The 24,331-nt window shown below is 64.2% G+C and carries 21 protein-coding genes and 3 pseudogenes; 13 read left to right on the top strand and 11 right to left on the bottom strand.

The window, feature by feature from the left end; genetic code table 11:
* Positions 1 to 86 precede the first annotated feature (86 nt).
* From NLY44_RS21420 to xth, 3 genes and pseudogenes are all read left to right on the top strand, one after another.
* Positions 87 to 2,755, top strand: a pseudogene (locus tag NLY44_RS21420) (DNA translocase FtsK).
* A gap of 138 nt (positions 2,756 to 2,893) precedes the next feature.
* Positions 2,894 to 3,573 (top strand): annotated as a pseudogene (locus tag NLY44_RS21415) (outer-membrane lipoprotein carrier protein LolA).
* Positions 3,574 to 3,769: 196 nt separating this feature from the next.
* A complete protein-coding gene (xth, locus tag NLY44_RS21410) occupies positions 3,770 to 4,576 on the top strand; it encodes an exodeoxyribonuclease III (protein WP_023670495.1) in 807 nt (268 codons plus the stop codon).
* A gap of 160 nt (positions 4,577 to 4,736) precedes the next feature.
* On the opposite strand, the gene NLY44_RS21405 is transcribed toward xth, so the two are convergent.
* Together NLY44_RS21405 and NLY44_RS21400 are read right to left on the bottom strand one after the other, a co-directional pair.
* Positions 4,737 to 5,192, bottom strand: a complete 456-nt coding sequence (locus NLY44_RS21405) for a cyclic nucleotide-binding domain-containing protein (RefSeq protein WP_023670494.1) — start codon at positions 5,190 to 5,192, stop codon at positions 4,737 to 4,739.
* 177 nt (positions 5,193 to 5,369) lie between these two features.
* On the bottom strand, positions 5,370 to 6,053 hold the full coding sequence (locus NLY44_RS21400) for a response regulator transcription factor (RefSeq protein WP_023670493.1): 684 nt from the start codon (positions 6,051 to 6,053) through the stop codon (positions 5,370 to 5,372).
* 145 nt (positions 6,054 to 6,198) lie between these two features.
* Between NLY44_RS21400 and NLY44_RS21395 the strand changes: the two genes are divergently transcribed.
* Positions 6,199 to 6,735, top strand: a complete 537-nt coding sequence (locus NLY44_RS21395; RefSeq protein ID WP_196815010.1) for a L,D-transpeptidase family protein — start codon at positions 6,199 to 6,201, stop codon at positions 6,733 to 6,735.
* Between the two features lie 176 nt (positions 6,736 to 6,911).
* Here the strand turns inward: NLY44_RS21395 and NLY44_RS21390 are convergent, their stop codons facing one another.
* A complete protein-coding gene (locus NLY44_RS21390) occupies positions 6,912 to 7,151 on the bottom strand; it encodes a hypothetical protein (RefSeq protein ID WP_023806427.1) in 240 nt (79 codons plus the stop codon).
* A gap of 135 nt (positions 7,152 to 7,286) precedes the next feature.
* On the opposite strand from NLY44_RS21390, the gene gcvA reads away from it, so the two are divergent.
* On the top strand, positions 7,287 to 8,207 hold the full coding sequence (gene gcvA, locus NLY44_RS21385) for a transcriptional regulator GcvA (protein ID WP_023806426.1): 921 nt from the start codon (positions 7,287 to 7,289) through the stop codon (positions 8,205 to 8,207).
* Between the two features lie 15 nt (positions 8,208 to 8,222).
* Here gcvA and NLY44_RS21380 read toward each other — a convergent pair whose 3' ends face one another.
* From NLY44_RS21380 to tsaD, 6 genes are all read right to left on the bottom strand, one after another.
* A complete protein-coding gene (locus NLY44_RS21380; protein WP_023694478.1) occupies positions 8,223 to 8,642 on the bottom strand; it encodes a DUF1761 domain-containing protein in 420 nt (139 codons plus the stop codon).
* A gap of 105 nt (positions 8,643 to 8,747) precedes the next feature.
* Positions 8,748 to 9,446, bottom strand: a complete 699-nt coding sequence (locus NLY44_RS21375; RefSeq protein ID WP_031356197.1) for a class I SAM-dependent methyltransferase — start codon at positions 9,444 to 9,446, stop codon at positions 8,748 to 8,750.
* Positions 9,401 to 9,826 (bottom strand): EVE domain-containing protein, encoded by a 426-nt coding sequence (locus NLY44_RS21370; RefSeq protein ID WP_023683904.1) that lies wholly within the window; start codon positions 9,824 to 9,826, stop codon positions 9,401 to 9,403. Before NLY44_RS21370 ends, NLY44_RS21375 begins: the two co-directional genes overlap by 46 nt.
* An 88-nt stretch (positions 9,827 to 9,914) precedes the next feature.
* A complete protein-coding gene (locus NLY44_RS21365) occupies positions 9,915 to 10,211 on the bottom strand; it encodes a YciI-like protein (protein WP_023687732.1) in 297 nt (98 codons plus the stop codon).
* A 24-nt stretch (positions 10,212 to 10,235) separates the two neighbouring features.
* Positions 10,236 to 11,252 (bottom strand): NAD(P)H-dependent glycerol-3-phosphate dehydrogenase, encoded by a 1,017-nt coding sequence (locus NLY44_RS21360; RefSeq protein WP_023806424.1) that lies wholly within the window; start codon positions 11,250 to 11,252, stop codon positions 10,236 to 10,238.
* Entirely contained in the window at positions 11,249 to 12,334 is a 1,086-nt protein-coding gene (gene tsaD / locus NLY44_RS21355) for a tRNA (adenosine(37)-N6)-threonylcarbamoyltransferase complex transferase subunit TsaD (RefSeq protein WP_198029009.1), read from the bottom strand. The genes NLY44_RS21360 and tsaD overlap by 4 nt, the downstream gene beginning before the upstream one ends.
* 119 nt (positions 12,335 to 12,453) lie before the next feature.
* Here tsaD and hemC point away from each other — a divergent pair, with 119 nt between their 5' ends.
* The 8 genes and pseudogenes from hemC to NLY44_RS21315 all read left to right on the top strand — a co-directional run bounded on the left by hemC (position 12,454) and on the right by NLY44_RS21315 (position 19,737).
* On the top strand, positions 12,454 to 13,377 hold the full coding sequence (gene hemC, locus NLY44_RS21350) for a hydroxymethylbilane synthase (protein ID WP_023730223.1): 924 nt from the start codon (positions 12,454 to 12,456) through the stop codon (positions 13,375 to 13,377).
* 1 nt (position 13,378) lies between these two features.
* Positions 13,379 to 14,092 carry a uroporphyrinogen-III synthase gene (locus NLY44_RS21345; RefSeq protein ID WP_023806422.1) on the top strand — a complete coding sequence of 238 codons (714 nt, stop codon included), beginning with the start codon at positions 13,379 to 13,381 and terminating at the stop codon, positions 14,090 to 14,092.
* A gap of 112 nt (positions 14,093 to 14,204) precedes the next feature.
* A complete protein-coding gene (locus NLY44_RS21340) occupies positions 14,205 to 15,695 on the top strand; it encodes a COG4223 family protein (RefSeq protein WP_023730221.1) in 1,491 nt (496 codons plus the stop codon).
* A 10-nt stretch (positions 15,696 to 15,705) separates the two neighbouring features.
* On the top strand, positions 15,706 to 17,307 hold the full coding sequence (locus NLY44_RS21335; protein ID WP_023806421.1) for a heme biosynthesis protein HemY: 1,602 nt from the start codon (positions 15,706 to 15,708) through the stop codon (positions 17,305 to 17,307).
* 76 nt (positions 17,308 to 17,383) lie between these two features.
* The gene (locus tag NLY44_RS21330) at positions 17,384 to 17,863 is read left to right on the top strand and encodes a tellurite resistance TerB family protein (RefSeq protein ID WP_023702389.1); all 480 of its coding nucleotides are present in this window, start codon (positions 17,384 to 17,386) and stop codon (positions 17,861 to 17,863) included.
* A 14-nt stretch (positions 17,864 to 17,877) separates the two neighbouring features.
* Positions 17,878 to 18,593: pseudogene (locus tag NLY44_RS21325) on the top strand (glutamine amidotransferase).
* Between the two features lie 188 nt (positions 18,594 to 18,781).
* Entirely contained in the window at positions 18,782 to 19,045 is a 264-nt protein-coding gene (locus NLY44_RS21320; RefSeq protein WP_023670477.1) for a YMGG-like glycine zipper-containing protein, read from the top strand.
* A gap of 56 nt (positions 19,046 to 19,101) precedes the next feature.
* Positions 19,102 to 19,737 (top strand): LolA family protein, encoded by a 636-nt coding sequence (locus NLY44_RS21315; protein ID WP_023747360.1) that lies wholly within the window; start codon positions 19,102 to 19,104, stop codon positions 19,735 to 19,737.
* 30 nt (positions 19,738 to 19,767) lie between these two features.
* On the opposite strand, the gene NLY44_RS21310 is transcribed toward NLY44_RS21315, so the two are convergent.
* Positions 19,768 to 22,971 (bottom strand): efflux RND transporter permease subunit, encoded by a 3,204-nt coding sequence (locus NLY44_RS21310; RefSeq protein ID WP_023806418.1) that lies wholly within the window; start codon positions 22,969 to 22,971, stop codon positions 19,768 to 19,770.
* On the bottom strand, positions 22,968 to 24,074 hold the full coding sequence (locus NLY44_RS21305) for an efflux RND transporter periplasmic adaptor subunit (RefSeq protein WP_023687741.1): 1,107 nt from the start codon (positions 24,072 to 24,074) through the stop codon (positions 22,968 to 22,970). Before NLY44_RS21305 ends, NLY44_RS21310 begins: the two co-directional genes overlap by 4 nt.
* Positions 24,075 to 24,331 lie beyond the last annotated feature (257 nt).

Raw genomic sequence — 24,331 nt, 5'->3', positions numbered from 1 at the left:
TTAACCTTCCCCCCGATAGTCTGACATCCGAATCTGCCGGAGTGCGTCATGCGCCCGGCCAGTCCATGACAGACGGGGAACGAAGCATGCGTTCAGGGGCTTCAGCACCGCTCGCGCTGACCGATACGGGGCACGGCATCCAGGCATTCGCGCGGCGCCAGGTCGGGCGGCTGGTCGGCGCCGGCCTGTTTGCGCTGGTCGCCTTTGGCGTCGCGGCGCTGGCGACCTGGAACGTCGCCGATCCCAGCTTCTCGCACGCCACCGCCAACATCGTCACCAACGCCATGGGTTATGCGGGCGCGGTATTCTCCGACCTCGCCATGCAGTTCTTCGGCCTTGCCGCGGTCGCCGCCCTGGTGCCGGCGGTGATCTGGGGCTTTCTCCTGTTTTCGGCGCGCGGCGTCGACAGGCTGCCGAAGCGCGGCCTTGCGTGGTTCGGCTTCGCGCTGCTCGCGGCGGCGATGGCCGGCTGCGTGGTGCCGCCCAAGACGTGGCCGTTGCCGACCGGCCTCGGCGGTGTGTTCGGCGACATGGTGCTCAATATTCCGGGCGTGGTCATTGGCGGCTACCCGACCGGCATCGTTGCCAGCATCATTGCCATGGTGCTCATTGCGCCGGCGCTGTGGCTGTTTGCCTATGGCTCGGCGCTGATTGCGCGCAAGAACGGCTTTGCCGTCATGGAGCGCACCGCGGAGCCCGATCCCCGAGAGGACGATCTGCTCTTCGACGAAGACGAGGACGAGGGCGACGAGGGGATACTGGCGCTCGGCGCCGTTACCCACTGGTGGCTGTCTTTCCGCGCCTGGATGCATCGCCGGGCTGTGCGCCGCCAGCAGGAGCGCGACGAGTTCGAGCCGGAGATGGAGCAGCGCTCCACCGCATGGCGCCGCGCCGCCGAACGGGTCGAATCGGCGGAATTCGCCGAAGCGCGGATGAGCCCGGATGGCCGCGCCCGCGTCGAGCCGGAATTCTTCGCCGCCATGGTCAATGACCGCAGCGTTTCCGTCGATCCGGACGATGACGACGTCCTCGATGCCGGTTTCGACAATGGCGACGAGGAGGTCGAACTCGACGACGAGCCGGTCCAGCGCCGTGCCGCGCCGAACGCCAAGGTGCAAAACTTCCGGTCAGATGCGGCGACCCGCGTCGCCGCACCTGCGCCGCGTCCCGCTCCGGGCGCGCGCGTCCAGCGCGAGGCGCAGACCTCGCTGATCGGCTCGGAAACATTCGAAATGCCGTCGCTGCATTTCCTGTCGGAGCCGAAGAACGTGGTGCGCGACGCCAGCCTGTCCAAGGACGCGCTGGAGCAGAATGCGCGCCTGCTCGAAGGCGTTCTGGAGGATTTCGGCGTCAAGGGCGAGATTATCGCGGTACGGCCCGGCCCGGTGGTCACGCTCTATGAACTGGAACCGGCGCCCGGCATCAAATCGTCGCGCGTCATCGGCCTGTCCGACGACATCGCCCGCTCGATGAGCGCCATTGCCTGCCGCGTCGCCGTGGTGCCCGGCCGCAACGCCATCGGCATCGAATTGCCGAATGCCAAGCGCGAGACCGTCTATCTCCGGGAGATCCTGGCCAGCCGCGATTTCGAGACGACCAAGTCCAAGCTGGCGCTGGCGCTGGGCAAGACCATCAATGGCGAGGCGGTGATCGTCGACATCGCCAAGATGCCGCATGTGCTGGTCGCCGGCACCACCGGCTCCGGCAAGTCCGTCGCCATCAACACCATGATCCTGTCGCTGCTCTACAAGCTGACGCCGCAGGACTGCCGGCTGATCATGATCGACCCGAAGATGCTGGAACTTTCGGTCTATGACGGCATCCCGCACCTTCTGACGCCGGTGGTCACCGACCCGAAGAAGGCGGTGGTGGCGTTGAAATGGACCGTGCGCGAGATGGAGGACCGCTACCGCAAGATGTCCAAGGTCGGCGTGCGCAACATCGACGGCTTCAACGCGCGCGTGCAGTTGGCTGAAAAGAAGGGCGAAAAATCTCGCGCACCGTGCAGACCGGCTTCGACCGCCAGACCGGCGAGGCGATCTACGAGACCGAGAACCTCGATCTCGAGCCAATGCCCTACATCGTCGTCATCATCGACGAGATGGCCGATTTGATGATGGTCGCCGGCAAGGACATCGAAGGCGCGGTGCAGCGCCTGGCACAGATGGCGCGCGCGGCCGGCATCCATGTCATCATGGCGACGCAGCGTCCGTCGGTCGACGTCATCACCGGCACCATCAAGGCCAATTTCCCGACCCGTATCTCCTTCCAGGTGACGTCGAAGATCGACAGCCGCACCATTCTGGGCGAGCAGGGCGCCGAGCAGCTGCTCGGCATGGGCGACATGCTGTACATGGCCGGCGGCGGCCGCATCCAGCGCGTGCACGGCCCGTTCGTCGCCGACGACGAGGTCGAGAAGATCGTCGCCCATCTGAAGCTGCAGGGCGTGCCCGAATATCTCGACGCCATCACCGAGGATGACGGCGAGGACGATGACGAGCCGTCGGGCAAGGGCGGCGCTGGCGGTGGCGGCAACAGCAATTTCGAGGATTCCGACGATCCCTACGACCAGGCGGTCTCGGTCGTGCTGCGCGACGGCAAGGCGTCGACCAGCTATATCCAGCGCCGGCTCGGCATCGGCTACAACCGCGCCGCCTCGATCATCGAGAAGATGGAGAAGGAAGGCATTGTCGGCCCGGCCAACCATGCCGGCAAACGCGAAATCCTGGTGCCGACCGAGGACGACAAGTTCTGATCAGCCGATACGGCCCGGCGGCAACCTTGAACCTTTTGGCGCGTTACAGCGACTGAGCGCTGTCCGGCCCGCCAAACTTAAGTCTAACTGGGGGTCCACGGACTGCAACGAGACACACACCACACGAGAGTGACCGGCATGAAAAACGATCTTTCCGCGATCAGCGATTTCGCTCCAAACCGTCGCCAGTTGCTCGGCCTTGGCCTGATGCTTGCCGGCGCCGCGGCCATCAACGTCGTGCCGGGGTTCCAGCTCCTGGCCTCGGCGCAGGCGGCGGTGCCGCCGACGGCGCAAAAGATCGCCGACCATTTCTCCTCGGTCAAATCGATGAGCGGCGAGTTCGTCCAGTTCGGCCCCAACAACCAGCAGACCGGCGGCAAGTTCTTCCTTGAGCGGCCAGGCAAGATTCGCTTCAACTATGACGGCAAGTCGAATTTCCGGGTGATTTCCGACGGCAAGTCGGTGGTCATCCTCAACAAGCGGCTGAAAACGTCCGATCTCTATCCGTTGTCGAAGACGCCGCTGAAGCTGTTGCTCGACACCAAGATCGACCTCTCGGGGGCCGCGTGAAATCGATCAAGGAAGAGAGCGACCTCACCACCATCCAGCTTGCCGACAAGTCGGTGTTCGGCAATTCGAAGATCACTATGATGTTCGATCCGAAATCCTATGATCTGCGCCAGTGGACCATCACCGACGCGCAGGGCAAGGACACCACGGTGATGATCTACAACACCAAGGAAGGCGTCAGCTTCCCTGCGGACACCTTTGCCATCGACTATGCGGCGAACCGCGAGCTGAACACCAACCAGCGCTAGATGCGGTGAGGCCGGCCTGCCAATGGCGATCTCCTGCGCTTCCGGTGCTCACGTGGTTTAAGTACGCTCCGCTCCGGTTCTCGGAGACCGCCATTCGACTCGGCCTGACCTGAATCAGAGCCGCCGCCCGCAAAGGCTGGCTTGTGTTTGTGGCGCTAGGCTGGCAGTAGATCGGCGACCTTGTTCGGACCGCCGCATGCCCTTCTCCATCGCCACCTGGAACATCAACTCCGTGCGCCTGCGCATGCCGATCGTCGAGCGGCTGCTGACGGAGCAGGCGCCCGATGTGCTTTGCCTGCAGGAGACGAAGGTTCCCGACGAGCTGTTTCCGGAAAAGGCGTTCCGCAAGGCCGGCTACGAGCACATCGCATTCCATGGCCAGAAGGGCTATCACGGCGTTGCGACGGTGGCGCGGCGGCCGATCGAGATTGTCGAGAAACGGCGCTTCTGCGAGATCGATGACAGCCGGCATCTGTCGGTCAAGGTGCAGGCCGGCGGCAAGGCAATCCTGGTCCACAATTTCTACGTGCCGGCCGGCGGCGACGAGCCCGATCCGGAGATCAACCGCAAGTTCCGCCACAAGCTCGATTTCGTTGCCGAGATGAACGCCATCCGCGCCGCGCATGACGAGGTGTCGGCCTCGATCCTGGTCGGCGACCTCAACATCGCTCCGCAGGAGCACGATGTCTGGTCGCACAAGCAATTGCTCAACGTCGTCAGCCACACGCCGGTCGAGACGCAAAATTTCGACGCGATGCGGATCGCCGGCGACTGGGTCGACCTGATGCGGCTCGACGTGCCGCCAGAGCAGAAGCTCTACACCTGGTGGAGCTATCGCGCGCGGGACTGGGAAGCCTCGAACCGCGGCCGCCGGCTCGACCATGTCTGGTCGTCACCGAACCTGGTGCCGAGCTTTGCCGGCTATGAGATCCTGCGAGAGGCGCGTGGCTGGGAGCGGCCCTCGGACCATGTGCCGGTGATTGCGCGGTTCGACCTGGATTAGGCGGGCCGATATTCAGGTGAGGCCGGCCTGCAAATGGCCGATACCTGCGCTTCCGGTGCGTACTTTGAGTACGCTCCGCTCCGGTTCTCGGTATCAGCCATTTTCGACTCGGCCTGACCTGAATCTCGACACACCCAAGCGTGAGCGCGGTCGCGGGGACCTACCCGCCAAACCTTGGGGCCAACTTCTCGATGCGGGCGATCATGGCCTGAAAATCATCGAGGATTCGCTGGTGCAGTTTCACCGCCACCTCGGGATATTCCTCCAGGATGCGGCGAAACATCTTGCGGCTCAACCTTATCACTTCCGAATCGGTCTCGGCCGAGGCGCTGGTCAGCCGTCTTGAGTCGGCGATCAGCGCCAGTTCGCTGAGGATCGTGCCGGGGCCGGCGGTGCCGATCGGGATGCGGTCGCCGTCATGCTCGCGGTAGAGCACGATGCGGCCACTGACCACGATATAGGCCGAGTCGGCTTCGTCATCCTCGCGGTACAGCTTGCGGTCGGCCTGCAGATGGGTGGCTTCGGCGCCGAAGGCGAGCAGGCGCAGCTGTTCCTGCGTGAAACCCTCAAAGAGCTTCACGGCGGACAGGATGCGGATGTCGTCATCCAGCGCCATCTCTAGCTGCGTCCCCGAACGGTCAGTCCAATCCCTCCCTTAGAGCGCCGCGTGTCCAATTGAACGCGCAAAGGACGCTCTAACACTTCAATCTGCGCAGCGGGCCAATCCAGGCTCCCCCAGCCGGATCCTCCCCGAAACAGTCCCGCCCCGACCGCTTATCGAACAATGAAAAGTTTAAGGAACCAGCTTGTAGCCGCCGCTTTCTGTCACAAGAATTTCAGCATTGGAAGGATCGCGCTCGATCTTCTGGCGCAGCCGGTAGACGTGAGTTTCCAGCGTGTGCGTGGTGACGCCGGAATTGTAGCCCCACACTTCCTCGAGCAGGACGTCGCGCGTCACCACCTTCTGGTCGGCTCGATAGAGATATTTGATGATCGAGGCTTCCTTCTCGGTCAGCCGCACCTTGCCGCCGCGCTGGTCGATCAGAAGCTTCTGGCTGGGCTTGAACGTGTAGGGCCCGACCGAAAAGGTGGCGTCTTCGCTCTGCTCGTGCTGGCGCAGTTGTGCGCGTATGCGGGCGAGCAGCACGGCGAAGCGGAACGGCTTGGTGACATAGTCGTTGGCGCCGGCCTCGAGGCCCAGAATTGTGTCGGAATCGGTATCGTGGCCGGTCAGCATGATGATCGGCGCCTTGTAGCCGCCCTTGCGCAGGATCTTCACCGCCTCGCGGCCATCCATGTCGGGCAGCCCGACGTCCATGATGAGCAGGTCGATGAGCCCGCCGCGCGCCGCGGCGACGCCTTTGGCGGCGGTCGCTTCCTGCAAGACGTCGAATTCTTCGTAAAGGGCCAGTTGCTCGACGAGGGTTCCGCGCAGGTCGTCATCGTCGTCAACGATCAGAATGGTACGTGATGTCATGGATCAATCCATTGTTTTGAAAAGAATTTTCAGTTGACCGCCCCCCATTTATGCGGAAGCTGACCGGCGCAACAGTCCGATCACAGTGATTTGTTCCGTGATACGATCATACAAGAAAAAACGCGATCGCAATGCAGCCGGCGCAATTTTGCCGAAAGGGCTGCGTGTGCTGGTGGTTCGGGCGAGGCCGGGCAACCCCAGCCAGGGGATATTGCAGGCCGGCAGCAAGGTGTTTGCCTGCGCGCTCGGACGCGGCGGCATCTCAGCCAACAAGCGCGAAGGCGACGGTGCGACGCCGCTTGGCGAGATGCGGATTTTGTCAGGATATTTTCGGGGCGATCATTTCGCGGCCGGCCGCAAAACCCGGCTGGCGATGGCGCCGATCGGCGCCGATCTCGGCTGGTGCGAGGTGCCGGACGACCGCAACTACAACCGGCCGGTGAAAATCCCCTATGGCGCCAGCCATGAGCGAATGCGGCGCGACGACCGCCTCTATGACGCCTGCCTGGTGCTCGACTGGAACATGGCGCCGCGCCGGCGCGGCCGTGGCAGCGCCATCTTCTTCCATCTGGCGCGCCCAGGCTTCAGACCGACGCAAGGCTGCGTGGCGGTGACAGCGCGGACAATGGCGCGGCTGTTGCCGCTGGTGTCGGACCGGACGGTGGTGAGGGTGGTGAGGTAGGGAGTAGGGAGTAGGGAGTAGGGAGTAGGGAGTAGGGAGTAGGGAGTAGGGAGTAGGGAGTAGGGAGTAGGGAGTAGGGAGTAGGGAGTAGGGAGTAGGGAGTAGGGAGTAGGGAGTAGGATGGTCTCGGCGTCGTTTCAATCCTTCACTACTCACTACTCACTACTCACCATTGCCTAACGCCTTCTCGGCTTCTGCCACCCAGCGTCCAGCAATCCAAGCCGGCCGAGTTCCCGGTCCACGGCCCGCGTCACGTCCTTGCGTTGCGCGCCGACGTCGCGCAACTGGCGATCCGACAGATCCTCCACGTCCTGGCGCGGCAGGTTGATGGCGACTTTCGCCTGGCGAAGCCAGTCCGTTACGGCATGCAACCAGTTCGAGCGAGCTGCTGGCGAGTTCAAAACGAAGATGGACATGATGCGCTCCCGTGTTCCGCCGGATATCAAATCCGGCTTGATGGTGTTTCGATGGATGCATCATGCCGCATTGAAATCCATGAGAGAAACGAGTAGTTCTTTTCGGATCGTCAAGTTTTATTTGAGGATACGTTGATGTCCCGTCTGTTGCCCGGAACGCGCGCGCTGAGGACTCTGGAAGCCGCCGCCCGCCACCTCAATTTCACCCGCGCTGCCGACGAGCTCGGGCTGACGCCGGCGGCGGTCAGCCACCAGATCAAGGAAATCGAGGATCAGCTCGGGCTGGTGCTGTTCACGCGAACCAGTCGTACCATCCGGTTGACCGAGGCAGGTACGGTGCTGTTCGAGGCCTCGATCGATGCGCTCGACCTGCTCAACCGGGCGGTGTCGCGGGCGCGCAAGCTGACGCGCGGCACGGCATTGCTGAAGGTAACGCTCGACGCGCAGTTCGCGTCAAAATGGCTGATGCGGCGCGTCGACGATTTTCGCAAACTTCAGCCCAGTATCGAGCTGAGGTTCGACATCGGCTACGAAGTGCGCGATTTCGAACTCGACGACGTCGATGTCGGCATCCGGTTCGGGATCGGCAAGTATCCGGGGCTTCGCGCCCATCGCCTGTTCGACAACATCCTCATTCCGGTGTGCAGCCCGAGCCTGCTGACCTCCGGCCCGCCGCTGCGCGAACCGCGCGACCTCTTCAACCACACGCTTGCCCATATCGAATGGTCGCGCCAAGGCGTGACATGGCCGAACTGGCGCATGTGGATGGCGGCGGCCGGCATCAACGATTTCGACGACAGCCGGACTATCGTGTTTGGAACCTCTACCGATGCCGTGCAGGCGGCGCTCGACGGCAATGCCGTGGCGCTCGCCGAGTTCGCCATGGTGGCAAACGACCTTTCCCAGGGAAGGCTGGTGCAGCCCTTTGAACTCGGTCTGCGCGTGGGGCCGGAGTTCGGCTACTTCCTGGTCTATCCCGAGAGCACTGCCAACGATCCGCGCATCATCGCTTTCCGCGAATGGATCCTCGACGAAGTCGCCAGGACGCAGACCTGACGACTTCTGCAGGCCTCAGCCGGCGACCGGCGTCCCGAACCAGCCGATCACCGCGCCGATGATCAACAGCACGCCGAGCCAGTGGCCGCCGTCGATCAGTGTCAGGTCCCAGCCGAAATTCTCATAGCGATGGTTGGCCGTCAGCGTCGTGGCGACGAAACCCAGCCAGAGGACGAAGCCGAAGACCAGCCCTGCGACAAGGACCGGCTCGCCGCCCGTCATCGCGCCGACGACCAAGGCCAAGACCAGCGCCATGATCAGCTCGGCGATGAAGGAGATGATGAAGGGCAATATTGATTTCTTTGACGTTGACGGATCGATCCTGGCCGCCCTCATCCAAGGCTTGCTGAGGACCGTGTACCAGACCGCGCCAAACAGCCACGCCGCGACGGCCGCGACAACCACCGCCAGCCAGTTCACCACTGAAAAATCCATAAAGCCCTCCCCTCAAGCATGCCGCCCAAAGCCTGACGGTTCTGGGATAACGACATGCGTATTCTTCAAATCAATGCGCGATGGAACGCCTGTTCGGCAATGCCGTCAAGCGAAGCGCCACACCGTGGTGCGCTTGACCAGGGCGTCCTCCAGCGCCCGCGTCACCGCCACTTCGTAGACGGCGAGCGGCTCCAGTCCCGCCTTCGGCATGTAGGAGCGGCCCGGATCGCCGACGAGGATGTCAGCGCCGCGCGCCTTCAGTGTCGAAAACCACGGCATCAGCGTGTCGGCGAAGGATTTGTCGTAGAAGACGTCGCCGGCCAGCACCACGTCCCAGCCGGCGTCGGTGCCGATGCAGTCCGTGCCGCAAAAGTCGATGGCAACGCCATTGGCCTCTTCGTTGAGGCGGATCGCCGTTTCGCAGAACGGGTCGATGTCGGCGGCGATCACGTGCGCCGCACCCGCCTTGGCGGCGGCGACGGCGACAAGGCCGGAGCCGGAGGCGAAGTCGAGCACGCGTTTGCCCCGCACATCCGACGGATTGTCCAGCACGTAACGGGCAAGGCCCTGACCGCCGGCCCAGGCAAAGGCCCAGAACGGCGGCGGCAGGCCGATTTCAATCAGCTCGTTCTCCGTGCGCTGCCAGAGGTCATGCGCTTCGTCGGCAAGATTGAGGACAATCTCCGGCACATGCGGCGGCGACATAAGCGCCGTGTTGTCGAGAATGAACTTTTTCGCGCTGTTCGGCGTGAGGACCGTCACGGAGCCGGCGTCAGGCCGCCCATGCGGCAGACTTCCTTCCATTCGGCCGGCGTCACCGGCTGTACGGAAAGCCGTCCAAGCCGCACCAGCGCCATCTCGGCAAGCTTCGGATTTGCCTTGACCTGCTCCAGCGTCGGCGGGTTCGGCACGTCCTTGAAGGCGCGGATGTCGACGCATTCCCAGCGCGGATCGTCGGTGGTGCTGTCGGGATGGGCAAGCCCGCAGACTTCGGCAATGCCGACGACGTTCAGCCCTTCATTGGAGTGATAGAAGAAGCCGAGATCGCCGATCTGCATCGCCTTCATGTTGTTGCGCGCTGCATAGTTGCGCACGCCGTCCCACTGCGTGCCGGCCTTGCCCTTGGCCTTCAGCGCCTCGAAGGAGAAGACCGAAGGTTCGGATTTGAACAGCCAGTAGTTCATGTCTTTGCTCCAACTACTATTTTTTGCGCAATTCCGGACGGAAAACCGTTCCACACTTTTCCTGGGATCGCTCTAGGCGCCGTCGGAACTAACTAGCCGCCGGCTTGTTGAAGGTCCAGTTCCACTGGCGGATTTCGACACTTTCGAACAGCCCGGCCTTGGCATAGGGGTCGGCAGCCGACAGCGCCTGCGCACCGGCGAGGTCGGGCGCTTCCACGACGACGAGGCTGCCATTGGGCTTGCCCTCGGCGTCGAGGAACGGGCCGGCAAAGGCCAGTTTGTTGTCGGCGTTCAGGCGTTCGAGAAAGGCGACGTGGACCGGCCGCGTATCGACCCGCACCTGCAGGCTGCCCGGCTTGTCCTTGCAAATCAACGCAAACAGCATGTTAAACTCCGGTTTGTTTGGGGATCAGAGGTCGGTTTCGGTTTTCAGGGGTCGCGTCATCAGCGCGGACACAGCCTGCCGAATGGTGATCGTGCCGTCCAGTATCGCCGACACCGCAGCGATGATCGGCGCGTCGATGTGGCGCTCGGTGGCGATGCGGGCGGCGATCGCCGCCGTCGGCACGCCTTCGGCGAGCGGCAGTCCGGACAAGGGCTTACCTTGCCCCAGCGCCAGCCCATAAGCGAAATTGCGCGACTGGGCCGAAGAGCAGGTGAGCAAAAGGTCGCCGAGGCCGGAAAGCCCCATCAGCGTCTCCGGCTTGGCGCCGAAGGATGCCCCGATGCGGCGCAGTTCGACGAAGCCGCGTGTCACCATGGCGGCCTGGGCGCTGGCGCCGAGCCCGGCGCCGGTGACCGCACCGGCGGCAATGGCGAAGACATTCTTCAGCGCGCCGCCGATCTCGACGCCGATCAAATCGTCGCTGGAATAACAGCGCAGGTTTTCAGCCGAAAAGCGGGCGGCAAGCTCGGCCGCCAAGGCATCGTCGCGGGCGGCGACCACGACGGCGGTCGGCAGGCCCCTGGCGACATCGGTGGCAAAGCTCGGGCCGGACAGAGCGGCGACCGGGGTGCCGGGCAGGATGTCTTCGACAATGGCCGACAGCAGCGCGCCGGTATCGCGCTCGATGCCCTTGGCGCAGAGAACCAGCGGGATGCCTTTCGGCATATGAAGCTTTGCCGTCGTCAGCATGGCGCGCAGCGCCTGCGCCGGCGCCACGGCCAGCACGCAATCGGCATCGGTCAGGGCGGCGCCGATATCGCTCGTCGCCGCAATGCCTGTTTCAATGGCGATGCCGGGGAGATAACGCGGGTTCTCGCCGCGGCGGATCGCGGAAACCGTCTCTTCGTCGCGGGCGTAGAGCTGGACATCGTGACCGGCGCGCAGCATCGCCAGCGCCAGCGCCGTGCCCCAGGCGCCGCCGCCAAGCACGGCAACGCGCCAGCCGGTTCTGTCCCTGCCGCTTGTCTTGCCGGCGCTCATGCTTTCGCTCCACGCCGGCCGGAGCCGACCATCGGCGCCGAAATGCTGTCCAGCGGCCAGCGCGAACGTGGCACGAAATCGAAGCCGTTCTCTTGCGATAGTCCCGCCCGCAACCGCTCGATGCCGGCCCAGGCGATCATCGCCGCATTGTCGGTGCACAGTTTCAGCGGCGGCGCGATGAAGGAGAAGCCGGCCTCGGCGCACTGCTTCTGCAGTGTCGCCTTGATGGTGCTGTTGGCGGCGACGCCACCGGCAACGACCAGCGACGGCGTAGCCTTGTCGGGAAATTCCTGCCGGAAGCGGGCCAGCGCGCGGGCCACGCGGTCGCCAAGCGCGTCGGCCACCGCCGCCTGGAACGAGGCGCAGATGTCGGCGACATCCTGCTCGCTCAGCGGCTGGATGGCGGTCGCCGCCTGGCGCACGGCGGTCTTGAGGCCGGAGAAGGAGAAATCGGGCTGCGCCGAGCCCTTCATCGGCCGCGGAAAGGCAAAGCGCGTCGCATCGCCCGCGATTGCCGCTTTCTCGACATTCGGCCCGCCGGGATAGGGCAGGCCGAGCATTTTCGCCGTCTTGTCGAAAGCTTCGCCGAGCGCGTCGTCGATGGTGGTCGCCCAGCGCTGATAGTCGCCGACGCCGCGCACGGCGACGATCTGGGTGTGGCCGCCGGAGACCAGCAGCAGCAGATAGGGGAAGTCGAGCCCGTCGGTCAGCCTGGCGGTCAGCGCATGGCCTTCGAGGTGGTTGATGGCGATCAGCGGCTTGCCGGCCGCCGCCGCAATCGCCTTGGCCGTCATCAGGCCGACGATCAGCCCACCGACAAGGCCGGGGCCGGCGGTGGCAGCAATGGCGTCGATGTCGGCAAGGGCTACGCCTGAATCGGCAACGGCGGCCTCGACAATGCCGTCCAGCGCCTCGACATGGGCGCGGGCGGCGATCTCGGGCACGACGCCGCCGAAAGCGGCATGCTCCTCGATCTGGCTGAGCACGATGTTGGACGCAATCACCGGCACAGAATCGCCGCCCAGCGTTACCACGCTGGCGGCGGTCTCGTCGCAACTCGTCTCAATGCCCAGAACGCGGATCAATTCGTCGCTGTCTCCAGAGATTGTGTCGCCGGACTTTCCTAGTTAGTAGAGGCGGGCCTCGTTAGGGAGAGCGCCGGAAACGCAAAGCCAGCCGGGGTTATCACGGACCGCGCGCCATGCAAACTTTGAAAATAGGAACACGCGGCAGCCCGCTGGCGCTCGCCCAGGCGCATGAGACGCAGGCGCGGCTGATGGAAGCGCATGGCATGCCGGCGGAAGCCTTCGAGGTCGTCGTCATTTCGACCAGCGGCGACCGCATCCAGGACCGGCCGCTGTCGGAAGCCGGCGGCAAGGGGCTGTTCACCAAGGAAATCGAAGAGGCGCTGCTGGCCGGCACGATCGATATCGCCGTGCATTCCTCCAAGGACATGCCGACAGTGCTGCCGGTCGGGCTGGAGCTGTCCGCCTTCCTGCCGCGCGAGGATGCGCGGGACGCCTTCATCGGCAAGGCGGTGGAGCGCATTGTTGATTTGCCGCAAGGCGCCAAGGTCGGGTCGTCTTCGCTCAGGCGCCAGGCGCTGATCCGGCGCATGCGGCCGGACCTAGACGTGGTCATGTTCCGCGGCAATGTGCAGACCAGGCTGCGCAAGCTGGAGGAAGGCGTCGCCGAAGGCACGATCCTCGCTTATGCCGGGCTGAAGCGGCTCGGGCTCGGCCATGTCGTCACCGATCTGATGCCGCTCGATGCTTTTCCGCCGGCGCCGGGACAAGGCGCAATCGGCATCGAAACCCGCATCGGCGACAGCGAGGTCGAAAAGATGCTGGTGGCCATCCATGATGTGCCGACAGGCCAGGCGCTGGCCTGTGAGCGCGCCTTCCTGGCGGCGCTCGATGGCTCCTGCCGCACGCCGATCGCCGGCTATGCGATGATATCGGGCGGCAGGCTGGTTTTCGCCGGCCTGATCATTTCGCCCGATGGCACGCAATCGCATGAGGTCAAGGCCGAAGGCTTGGCGCTGGATGCCGCTGACATCGGCACGGACGCGGCCAGGATGGTGCGGGTCAAAGCGGGCGAAACCTTCTTCGACGGCTGGGTCTGATATGCGTGTCCTGGTGACCCGGCCGCAACCTGGGGCGTCGCGAACCATGCGGCGGCTGCAGGAATTGGGATTTGAGCCGCTCCTTCTGCCGCTGACCGAAACGGTGACACTGCGGGTTGGCGCCGATGCTGCGAGCGACAATGCCGTGGCCGTCGCTGTGACCAGCGCAAATGCGGTGCGGCATGCGCCGAAAGAACTCATTCGTGCGCTCGCCGCCTTGCCTTGCCATGCCGTCGGACGCAGGACGGCTGAAGCGGCACGTTCGACAGGGTTCTTGTCGGTCAGCGAAGGGGCGGGCGACGCCGAGCGGCTGGCCGAGGCGATTGCTGCCGGCCTTTCCGGCAAGGCGGTCGTCTATCTCACAGGGCGCGTGCGGTTTCCGGCATTCGAGGCGCGGCTGCGAAAGGCCGGCGTCGAGGTCCGCACCGTCGAAACCTACGACACGATTTCGCTCGATTATTCCGATGCTGAAATCCGTACACGCCTGTCCGATCAGGCGGTCGACGCGGTGCTGCTCTATTCAGCCAAGGCGGCGGCAGCGTTGCAGGCCTTGGCCAGCCGGGCGGGACTGCGCGATCTCTTTGAAAACATGCAGGCTTTTGCGCTCTCCGAGCGCGTGGCAGCGGCGTTTGACAATGCCGCCGGCAAAAAAATACGCATTGCGCGGGAACCGCAGGAGGAGGCGCTGCTTGAGCTGTTGCACCGCGGCGACTGAGCGCCGTGTCATCACGCCGCCCCTTTTCACCTGATGATGATGTGCTAGACCATTTTTCAAACCATCACGCGCCGTCGGGCGCCCAGACGAAGCAGGATTGCGGAGCCCAGGCATGGTCAAGACGCCGAAGATGCGACATTCGAAAAGCCACCGCGAGCCGGTGACCATCGAACTCGAACCCGGCGCTGTCTCGCGCATTGCCGATGCGGATGCCGCCAAGACGGATGTCGCCAACTCGGACGACGCCGGGGCCCCGGCAGGGTCGGTTGCGGCCGAGGATGCCGCTGCCATGGCCAATGCGCAGCCGGAGACGCCTGACGAGCCCGTTCATGCCGATCAGGCCGATCTCGAGCCGTGGGAGCACTCCGATGCCGCGGCGCAGGCCGCTCCCGAAAGCGCCGATGCGAAGGCGTCCACCCAGGCGGAGCAGCCTTACCCCACCGCTTCGGATGCGCCACCGCGCGCCAGAACCTCCGACTACAGTTTCGAGGATGCCTCGCCCAAGCCGGGTGCACCCAAGGAAACCCCAAGGACAGCCGGGAACCAGCCCATGGCCGCGCAACCGAAGCGCACGAACGGCATTGCCGCCGGCATCATCGGCGGTGTCATCGCGCTGGCTGCCGCCGGGGGGCTGCAGTTTGCCGGCGTGCTTGGCGCTCCGGGCTCAGGGGCGGGCACGGTCTCGCTCGACGGCGTCAATGGCGAGATCGCTTCGCTGAAGCGCGAAATCGCCGACCTCAGGGAAGCCAGCGGCAATGGCGCCGCAACGGCCAAGGTCGACGGGCTGTCTTCGGCGCTGGATCAGGTCAAGGCCGATGTCGCATCGCTGAAATCGGCGGTCGAAAGGGGCGGCGCCGGCGACAATGCCGGGCTTGCCTCGCTTGGCGACAAGGTCAAGCAGATCGAGACCGCGGTCGCCGCCCTTGGCCAGGCCGGTGGTGCAGCGCCCGTCGATCTCGCGCCGCTCAATGAAAGACTGGCGGGCCTCGACGCACTGGTGAAATCGGCCGGTGAGGCAGCCAAGACGCAGGAAGGCAAGATCGCCGCGCTGGAGCAGTCGGTGACGCAGCTCGCCGGCAAGGTCGATGCGCAGGCCTCGCAGCCAAAGATCGCGATGGCCATCGCCGCTTCGGCCTTGAAGGCGGCGCTTGACCGCGGCGCGCCGTTCGCCGCCGAGTTGGAGACCTTCGCAGCGATCTCGCCCGATGCACCGCAGATTGCGGCGCTGCGCCCCTACGCTGAAAAGGGCGTCCCGACCCGCACCGAGATTGCCGGCGAGGCCGACGCCGCGGCCAATGCGATGGTCGCGGCGGCGACGCCGGTCGATGAAAATGCCGGCTTCTTCCAGAACCTTTTGTCGAGCGCCGAATCGCTGGTCAAGGTTCGGCCGATCGGCGCCGTCGAAGGCGCCGGCGCGCCGGAAACCGTGGCGCGCATCGAAGTGGCGGTCAATCAGGGCGACTACGCCAAGGCGCTCAGCGAATACGCAACGCTGCCGGATGCGGTCAAGGCCGCCGGCGCCGACTTTGCCGGCAAACTGAAGGCGCGCATCGACGTCGAGACGCAGGTCGACGCGCTGATTGCAGGTGCGATGAAGGCATGAGGACGACACGATGATCCGCATTCTCATCTTTCTCGGCGCCGTCTTCGCCCTCGGTCTTGGCTTTGCCTGGCTGGCCGATCGTCCCGGCGAGATGGTCGTCACCTTCAACGGTTACCAATACCAGGTCAGCCTGATGGTGGCTGCGGTGGCGATCGTTGCCGTCGTCGCAGCGGTGATGATCGTCTGGTGGCTGATCAAGTCGCTGTGGAACAGCCCATACACGATCTCGCGCTATTTCCGCGTGCGCCGCCGCGACCGCGGCTACCAGGCGCTGTCGACCGGCATGATCGCAGCCGGCGCCGGCGACGGCGCGCTAGCCCGCAAGAAGACCAAGGAAGCCGCCAAGCTGATCCGCTCCGACCAGGAGCCGCTGATCCAGTTGCTCGAAGCGCAAGCCTCGCTGCTCGAAGGCGACCATGAGGGCGCGCGCGAAAAATTCGAGGCCATGCTCGACGACCCCGAAATGCGGCTGCTTGGCCTGCGCGGGCTCTATCTCGAAGCCGAACGGCTCGGCGACCGCAACGCCGCGCGTCACTATGCCGGCCGCGCCGCTTCCGTCGCGCCGCAACTGGCTTGGGCCGCCGAATCGACGCTGGAGGATCTGACCGGGCGCGGCGACTGGGACGGCGCGCTGAAGCTGGTGGAGGCGCAGAAGTCGACCAGGCAGATCGAACGCGACGCCGCCAATCGCCGCCGCGCTGTGCTGTTGACCGCCAAGGCGCAGGCGCTGACCGACAGCGACCCCAATGCAGCCAAGGCAGCCGCTCTCGAGGCCAACAAGCTCGCGCCCGATTTCGCGCCGGCCGCGGTTGCAGCCGCCAATCTTCTGTTCAAACAGAACGATGTGCGCAAAGGCTCGAAGATCCTTGAGGCAGCCTGGAAGGCTGAGCCGCATCCCGAGATCGCCGAGCTCTACACCCATGCAAGGCCGGGAGATGCCGTGGTCGATCGTCTCAACCGGGCGAAGAAGCTGCAGGAGCTGAAGCGCAACAATGCCGAATCGTCGATGACGGTGGCGCGCGCCGCGCTCGATGCGCAGGATTTTTCCACCGCCCGCGGCGAGGCGGAAGCGGCGATCCGCATGGATCGCCGGGAAGGCGCTTACCTGCTGCTGGCCGATATCGAGGAGGCAGAGACCGGCGACCAGGGCAAGATCAGGCAATTGCTGTCCAAGGCGGTCAGGGCGCCGCGGGATCCGGCCTGGGTCGCCGACGGCGTCGTCTCCGAACGCTGGGCGCCGGTATCGCCGGTCAGCGGCAAGCTCGATGCTTTCGCCTGGCGCGCGCCGATGGAGCGGCTGGGCCAGCTCATCGACAGCCATGAAGACGAAGCCGATGTGCCGGTGCTTGCGGCACCTGCCAAACCGGCAAAGGAAGCCGAAGTGATCGATCATCCGGCCATCGCCAGGACGAGCAGCGAGGCGCCGATCGAGCCGAAGCCCGCTGTGGGCGATGACCAGGTCACGCCGGTCACCGCCGCCGCTTTCGCCGCAATACCAAACGACGCCGAACCCGTCGAACCTGCCGAGGAACTGGCGCGGCTGCCCGACGACCCCGGCGTCGACCCCGATGACGAAGCGGAGAAGTCACCGCGCCGCTTCCGCCTGTTTTGATCCCTGAAGCATGATCCCAAAAAGTGGATACCGGTTTTTGGAAAAGATCATGCTCCAATAATGTGAAGTGAGCACCATGTTCGAACGCGTCCTGGCCTTTCTGAAAGACCTGCCCTCCGGGGCTGGGGCTCGCGCCAATGCGGACGATCCGCGCGTTGCGGCGTCGGCTTTGCTCTATCATGTGATGAATGCCGACGGCGTGCGCCAGGATGTCGAGTGGGAGCGGTTCAAGCAGGTGCTGGCGCAGAGCTATTCGATCAGCGGCGACGAGCTCGATGCACTGGCTGCCGCCGGCGAGCGCGCCGACAATGAGGCGATCGACCTCTATGCCTTCACCAGCGTCTTGAAGCGCCATCTCGACGCCGAGGCGCGCAAGGCTTTCATCGGCCTGATGTGGGAAATCGTCTATGCCGACGGCGAACTGCATGAACTGGAGGACAACACCGTCTGGCGCGTCGCCGAACTGATCGGCGTCGAGCGCCAGGATCGCGTCGAGGCGCGCCGCAAGGCGGCGGCCGCCGCGCCCGGCGCCAGCGGAACGTCGAGCGACGAATAGGATTCCGCCTTTCCATGCCGCCCAGACCGAGCTCGAAACCAAAAGTCCTGATCGTGCTGCATCAGGAGACTTCGAGCCCCGGCCGGGTTGCCACATGCTGCTCGAGGAAGGTTTCGACCTCGACATCCGCCGGCCGCCTCTCGGCGACAGCCTGCCGGAGACGCTGGAGGGACACGCCGGCGCCGTGGTGTTCGGCGGGCCGATGAGCGCCAATGACGAAGATGAGTTCGTCCGCCGCGAGACCAACTGGCTCAATGTTCCGCTAAAGGAGAACCGGCCCTTCCTCGGCATCTGCCTTGGCGCGCAGATGCTGGCCAATCATCTCGGCGGCAAGGTCGAGGGGCATGGCGAGGGGCTGGTCGAGATCGGCTGGTATCCGCTGAAGCCGACCGAAGCCGGCAAGAAGCTGCTGCCTTGGCCCGACATGGTCTACCAGTTTCACCGCGAAGGCTTTTCGCTGCCCAGGGATGCGACGCTGCTGGCGACGGCGGAAACCTACCCCAACCAGGCTTTTCGCTATGGCGACAATGCCTGGGGCATCCAGTTCCATGGCGAACTGACCCGGTTGATGATGCAGCGCTGGGTGGTGCGCGGCGCGCACCGTTTCGAATTGCCCGGCGCGCAGCCCGGCCGCGACCATCTCGGCGGCCGGCTGATCTGGGATATGCACCTCAAGCGCTGGCTGAGCGAATTTTTGAGCCTGATCTTCGGCAAGCCTACTGAGGGATAGAGCAAAATCCAACTACTCTGAACGGCCGAGCTTGCCCAAAGACGACTTACCTCTGGGAGGCGTGTACGATGGATCCGGGACCTTAGCCCGTTCCCGCAGATTTGGATTGCGCCCCAAACACTCCGATGGATCGAAAAACTCCGTGGCGCATTTAAGCTTCGGCTAATAACGGCCCCAGGAGAGAACCAATGAAGAAGACGCTGCTCATTTTGAGCCTACTCATTCCGCTCGCGGCATGCTCCCGCACCGAACAAGGCGCTGCCGTCGGTGGTTTGGGTGGCGCAGCTGTAGGCGCAGCAGTGGCCGGCGACCCGGTAAAAGGGGCGGTTGTTGGCGGGGCGGTCGGAGCGCTGGCCGGGGCGGTCATCGGGCACGCCAGCGAAGCCGGCCAGTGCAGATATCGCGGTCGGAACGGTCGAGTTTACGTTGCTCAGTGCCCGGACGGCTACTGATCTCAAAGGCGCGTGATCTCTTTCGATCACGCGCCTGCTCGGGGTAGGATAACTGAATGGCATATAACAGCAAAAGACTGCTGGCTTTCTGGTTCGCCGTTGTCAGCGCTGTCGCGATAAACGCCGAACTTTCGACCGCGGCCTTGGCCGCACCTGTAGAAGCGAAGACGATTGCCGATCACTTCTCATCGGTAAAGTCCATGTCCGGGGACTTTGTCCAGTCGGGCCCAAGAGCGGAAAGGACCAAAGGGAAATTTTTCCTCCAGCGGCCGGGCAAGATCCGGTTCAACTATGCAGGCCAATCAGGGGTCAGCGTAATTGCAGATGGAAAATCCTTGGTGGTCTATAACAAGAAGCTCAAGACATCGCGGCTTTATGCTCTCTCGAAGACGCCGCTCAAGCTGCTCCTCGACAATCAGGTCAACTTTTCCGGCAATCGCCTCAAAAGTATCAGGGACGATGGCGCCCAGGTGATCATCAGGCTGGCCGACAAGTCGGCCTTCGGCAATTCGAATATCACTATGGTGTTTGACAGGGAATCGCTCGATCTACGCAGATGGACCCTGACTGACGAGAGGGGCCTTACCTCGACAGTCACCATATCCAACGTGAAGCAGGGCGTTCGCGCTCCTGCGGGCACCTTCACTATCGACTATGCCGCAAACCGTGAATTCAACACCAAAACGAAATAGTCGGCAGCGCCACGAACTGCCCGTGTAACACTACTCGGCGGCCGTCTCCGACGGCACCTCTGCCGGTGCCGAAGGCTCGGCCTCGGCATGCGGCTTGCGCCGTGAAAACAGCGACCTTAGCGTGACGTAGAACACCGGCGTCAGGAACAGGCCGACGAAGGTGACGCCGAGCATGCCGGAGAACACCGCGGTGCCGAGCGACTGGCGCATTTCCGCGCCCGGGCCTGTCGCGATCATCAGCGGCACGACGCCGAGGATGAACGAGAAGGCGGTCATCAGGATCGGCCGCAGCCTGAGCCGGCAGGCTTCGACGGCAGCCTCGGCGGCCGACAGGCCGCGTTCCTGCGCCTGCCGCGCGAATTCGACGATGAGGATCGCGTTCTTGGCGGCAAGTCCGATCAGCACGATGAGGCCGATTTGCACGAGGATGTTGTTGTCCAGCCCTCGGAACGACACGCCGAGCAACGCCGCGAGCACGCCGAGCGGCACCACCAGCACGATGGCGAACGGCAGCACCCAGCTTTCATATTGCGCCGCCAGCGCCAGGAACACGAACAGCACCGACAGTCCGAAGATATAGACAGCGGCATTGCCGGTGTTGCGCTCCTGATAGGCGAGTTCGGTCCATTCGTAGGAGGTACCGGCCGGCAACGTCTGTGCCGTGATCGCTTCCATCTTGGCAAGCGCATCGCCGGTGGAAACACCGGGCGCGGCGTTGCCCTGCAGCGGCACGGAGACGTACATGTTGTAGCGCTGGACCAGCGCCGGGCCGGTGACGTCGCGGATCTCGATCAACGTGCCCAGCGGAACCAGCGCGCCGGTCGCCGAGCGCACCTTCAGTTTCAAGATGTCGGCGCGATCGAGGCGGAACGCCTGGTCGGCCTGCGCGCGCACCTGGTAGACGCGCCCGAAAGCGTTGAAGTCGTTGACGTAGGCGGTGCCCAGATTGATCGACAGCGTCTCGAAGATGTTGGGGATCGGCACGTTCAGGATGCGCGCCTTGTCTCGATCGATCGCCAGGAAGAATTGCGGGCTGGACGCGGAGAAGGTGGTGAACACGCCGGTCAGCCCCGCCGTCTTGTTGGCCTTGCCGGCAATTTCATAGGCAAGCGCCAGGATCTGCCGCATGTCGGCGCTGTTGCGCTCCTGGATCTGCAGCTTGAAGCCGCCGGCATTGCCGACGCCGCGGATCGGCGGCGGCGGCAGTGCGATAATGAAGGCTTCCTTGATGCTTTGCAGGCTGCCGAACAAATTGCCGATGACCTGGGTCGCGGACTGGCCGGCTTCCAGTCGCTCGTCAAACGGCTTGAACCTGGCGAAGATCACGCCCGCGTTGCTGGCATTGGTAAAGGTGGCACCGGAGAAGCCGGCGAAGGCGACCGCGTAGTCGACGCCCGGCGTTTTCTGGATGATCTGCGACGCCTGCTGGATGACGGCATCGGTCCGCGATAGCGAGGCGCCGTCCGGCAACTGGACGACGACGATCGCATAGCCCTGGTCGAGCGACGGAATGAAACCGCGCGGCACCGTCTGAACCATACAGACCGTGGCGTAGATGAGGGCCGCGAAAACGGCCAGCGTGGCGGCGATCGCTATTCGCGAGCCGACCAGCACGCGCACGATGCTCGAATACCAATGGGCGACCTTGTCGAAGCCGCGATTGAAGCCGTCGGCGAGCGCCCGTCCGAACCGCGCCAGGAAAAAGCGCGGCGGCGCCGCAGCAGTGTGGTGCGGCTTGAACAGCAGCGCGGCCAAGGCCGGCGAGAGCGTCAGCGAATTGAATGCCGAGATCGCCGTCGACACCGCGATGGTGATCGCAAACTGCAGGTAGAACTGCCCGGAAATGCCGGGAATGAAGGCTGTCGGCACGAACACCGCTATCAGCACCAGCGAGATCGCGATGACCGCCGTTCCGACTTCGTCCATGGTCAGGTGCGACGCCGGATTGGGCGCCAGCCCGCTGGCGATATTGCGCTCGACGTTCTCGACCACGACGATCGCATCGTCGACGACGATGCCGATGGCCAGCACGAGGCCGAACAGCGTCAGCATGTTGAGGGAGAAGCCGGCGGCGTAAAGCACCGCCAGCGTGCCGATCAGCGACACCGGGATCGCCACGATCGGCACGATCGCCATGCGCCACGATTGCAGGAAGACGATGATGACGATGATGACCAGCACCATCGCCTCGAGGATCGTCTTGTAGACCTCCTGGATCGACTCGGCGACGAACTCGGTCGGATTGTAGACGATGTCGTAGCTCAACCCCTTCGGGAAGTCCTGGGAAAGCTCCTTCATCTTGTCCTGGATCTCCGCGGCTGCGGCGAGCGCATTGGTGCCTGGCCGCTGGAAGATGGCGAGCGCCACCGCCGGTTTGCCGTTGAGATAAGAGTTGGTGACGTAATCCTTGGCGCCGAGCTCGATGCGCGCCACGTCCTGCAGCTGGATCAGGCGGCCGTCTTCGGCCGATTTGACGATCACGTATCGGAAGTCGCGTGCGTCGTTGAAGCGGCCTTGCGTGGTGACCGTGTACTGGAACGCCGTGCCGGTATTGGTCGGCGGCGCGCCGATGGAGCCGCCCGACACCTGGACGTTCTGGTCGCGCAGCGCCTGCACCACATCGCCCGAGGTCATCCCCAGGGCGGACAGTTTTTCCGGATCGAGCCAGATGCGCAGCGAATATTCGCGTTCGCCAAAGATGATGAGGTCGCCGACGCCGTCCAACCTGAGCAGTATGTCGCGCACCCGCGAGCGGGCGTAGTTCGAGACGTAGAGCTGGTCGTAGGTATTGTCGGGCGACAGCATGTGCACGACCATCATCAGGTCGGGCGAGCTCTTGATGGTGGTGATGCCGAGGCGGCGGACTTCTTCGGGCAGGCGCGGCTCGGCGACCGAGACGCGGTTCTGTACCAGCACCTGCGCCTGGTCGAGATCGGTGCCTAGCTTAAAGGTGATGGTCAGCGCCATCGCTCCGTCGCCGGACGAATAGGACGACATGTAAAGCATGCCCTCGACGCCGTTGATCTCCTGCTCGATCGGCGTTGCCACCGTCGCTGCGACCGTCTCGGCGTCGGCGCCCGGGTACTGGGCGCGAACGACGATGGTCGGCGGCGCGATCTCGGGATATTGCGCGATCGGCAGCTGGGTATAAGCAATCCCGCCGAGGATCAGGAGGACGATCGAAACCACCGATGCGAAGATCGGACGGTCGACGAAGAAATGGGCGAACCTCATTGCTGCAACCCGGCGGTCTCGACCTTGGGCGGCAACGTCACCATCTCGACCTTCACCTTGGTGCCGGGCCTGGCGTGCATCAGCCCGTTGACGATGATCGTCTCGTCGCCGGTCAGGCCCGCGCGGATCACCCGGTAGCCGTCGAGAAGCGGGCCGGTGCGCACGGGCTTCGCCGACACCATCCCGGCCTCATCCACCAGGTACACGATGCGGCGATCCTGATCGGCGCCGACCGCCTCGTCGGGCACCAGGACGCCGCTATGCGGCAGCGACCCCGGCACGTTGATGCGCCCGAACATGCCTGGCTGGAGAACGCCGTCGGCGTTGGCAAACCTTGCACGCACCCGCATGGTGCCGGTCGCGTTGTCGATCCGGTTCTCGGCAAAATCGAGCTTGCCCTTGAATACCGCCTCCGCGCGGTCGGCAACGCGAACCACCACCTCGAGCCCGCCGGCGCCTTCCTGCATGCTGCCGCCGCGCTCCTTCGCGTCGCGGGCGTAGCTGAAATACAGGCGCTCATCGACGTCGAAATAGAAGTCGATCGGATCGCGCGTGACGATGGTCGTCAGCAAGGTGGAATCCGGCTGCACGAGGTTGCCGACCGACACCAGCCGGCGGTCGATGCGGCCGGACAAGGGCGCCTTGATCTCGGTGAACTCCAGGTTCAGGTTGGCCGTCGTCAGCGCAGCCGTCGCGCCTTGCATCTGCGCCTGCGCCGAAAGGTATTCCCGCCGGCGGTCGTCGACCGTCGCGGCCGAGATATTGCCGGTCTTGGCGAGTTCATCGGCGCGATCCAGCTGCATCTTGGAGAATTCGAGCAGGGACTTGGCGACGTCTACTTGCGACTTGGCGGCATCGTAGGCCGCCTGGTACGGACGCTGGTCGATGGTGAAGAGCAGGTCGCCCTTGTTGACCAGTGCGCCGTCCTGGAAGCTGATCTTGTCCAGATAGCCGCTGACGCGCGAACGGATGGCGACCTCGTCGACGGCTTCGAAGCGCCCGACGAACTCGTCGTCTTCGACGATTTCACGCACCACCGGCTTGGCCGCCGTCACCACCGGCAGCTGCTGGTCCTGCGCAAACGCGTTGCTGCTGAAAGCCATACCGAGCAGGAATGCCACTGGGACGGCGGAGCGGGCCAGCCAGCCGACCGATCGGCTGGGTCGCCCGCTTGCGTCGCGATGCGATTGCCGATTCCCTGAAGTGTCCATTTGCGTCCCCGCTAGCTGGACCCGGAGGTCGGGTGGTTCTCTTCTATATTTAAGGTTTCTCGTCGAGACCAGAGCACTGCAGTATTGTGCATGGCAACATAATCATTTTCCATATGGACTAAAATGTCCACCCTGTGGCTGCCCCGCCA

Source organism: Mesorhizobium sp. C089B, assembly GCF_030323125.1.
Lineage (GTDB): Bacteria > Pseudomonadota > Alphaproteobacteria > Rhizobiales > Rhizobiaceae > Mesorhizobium.
The sequence above is the reverse complement of the archived record's forward strand: the minus strand, read 5'-3'. Positions and strand labels throughout refer to the sequence as shown.

Coding starts and splice junctions, on each gene's coding strand:
- NLY44_RS21340 (WP_023730221.1), top strand. CDS start 14,205: ATGGTCAAGACGCCGAAGATGCGACATTCGAAAAGCCACCGCGAGCCG.
- NLY44_RS21320 (WP_023670477.1), top strand. CDS start 18,782: ATGAAGAAGACGCTGCTCATTTTGAGCCTACTCATTCCGCTCGCGGCA.
- NLY44_RS21365 (WP_023687732.1), bottom strand. CDS start 10,211: ATGCTGTTTGCGTTGATTTGCAAGGACAAGCCGGGCAGCCTGCAGGTG.
- NLY44_RS21330 (WP_023702389.1), top strand. CDS start 17,384: ATGTTCGAACGCGTCCTGGCCTTTCTGAAAGACCTGCCCTCCGGGGCT.
- NLY44_RS21315 (WP_023747360.1), top strand. CDS start 19,102: ATGGCATATAACAGCAAAAGACTGCTGGCTTTCTGGTTCGCCGTTGTC.
- NLY44_RS21310 (WP_023806418.1), bottom strand. CDS start 22,971: ATGAGGTTCGCCCATTTCTTCGTCGACCGTCCGATCTTCGCATCGGTG.
- NLY44_RS21335 (WP_023806421.1), top strand. CDS start 15,706: ATGATCCGCATTCTCATCTTTCTCGGCGCCGTCTTCGCCCTCGGTCTT.
- NLY44_RS21405 (WP_023670494.1), bottom strand. CDS start 5,192: ATGGCGCTGGATGACGACATCCGCATCCTGTCCGCCGTGAAGCTCTTT.
- NLY44_RS21375 (WP_031356197.1), bottom strand. CDS start 9,446: ATGGAAGGAAGTCTGCCGCATGGGCGGCCTGACGCCGGCTCCGTGACG.
- NLY44_RS21370 (WP_023683904.1), bottom strand. CDS start 9,826: ATGAACTACTGGCTGTTCAAATCCGAACCTTCGGTCTTCTCCTTCGAG.
- NLY44_RS21345 (WP_023806422.1), top strand. CDS start 13,379: ATGCGTGTCCTGGTGACCCGGCCGCAACCTGGGGCGTCGCGAACCATG.
- hemC (WP_023730223.1), top strand. CDS start 12,454: ATGCAAACTTTGAAAATAGGAACACGCGGCAGCCCGCTGGCGCTCGCC.
- gcvA (WP_023806426.1), top strand. CDS start 7,287: ATGTCCCGTCTGTTGCCCGGAACGCGCGCGCTGAGGACTCTGGAAGCC.
- NLY44_RS21380 (WP_023694478.1), bottom strand. CDS start 8,642: ATGGATTTTTCAGTGGTGAACTGGCTGGCGGTGGTTGTCGCGGCCGTC.
- NLY44_RS21360 (WP_023806424.1), bottom strand. CDS start 11,252: ATGAGCGCCGGCAAGACAAGCGGCAGGGACAGAACCGGCTGGCGCGTT.
- NLY44_RS21390 (WP_023806427.1), bottom strand. CDS start 7,151: ATGTCCATCTTCGTTTTGAACTCGCCAGCAGCTCGCTCGAACTGGTTG.
- NLY44_RS21305 (WP_023687741.1), bottom strand. CDS start 24,074: ATGGCTTTCAGCAGCAACGCGTTTGCGCAGGACCAGCAGCTGCCGGTG.
- xth (WP_023670495.1), top strand. CDS start 3,770: ATGCCCTTCTCCATCGCCACCTGGAACATCAACTCCGTGCGCCTGCGC.
- NLY44_RS21400 (WP_023670493.1), bottom strand. CDS start 6,053: ATGACATCACGTACCATTCTGATCGTTGACGACGATGACGACCTGCGC.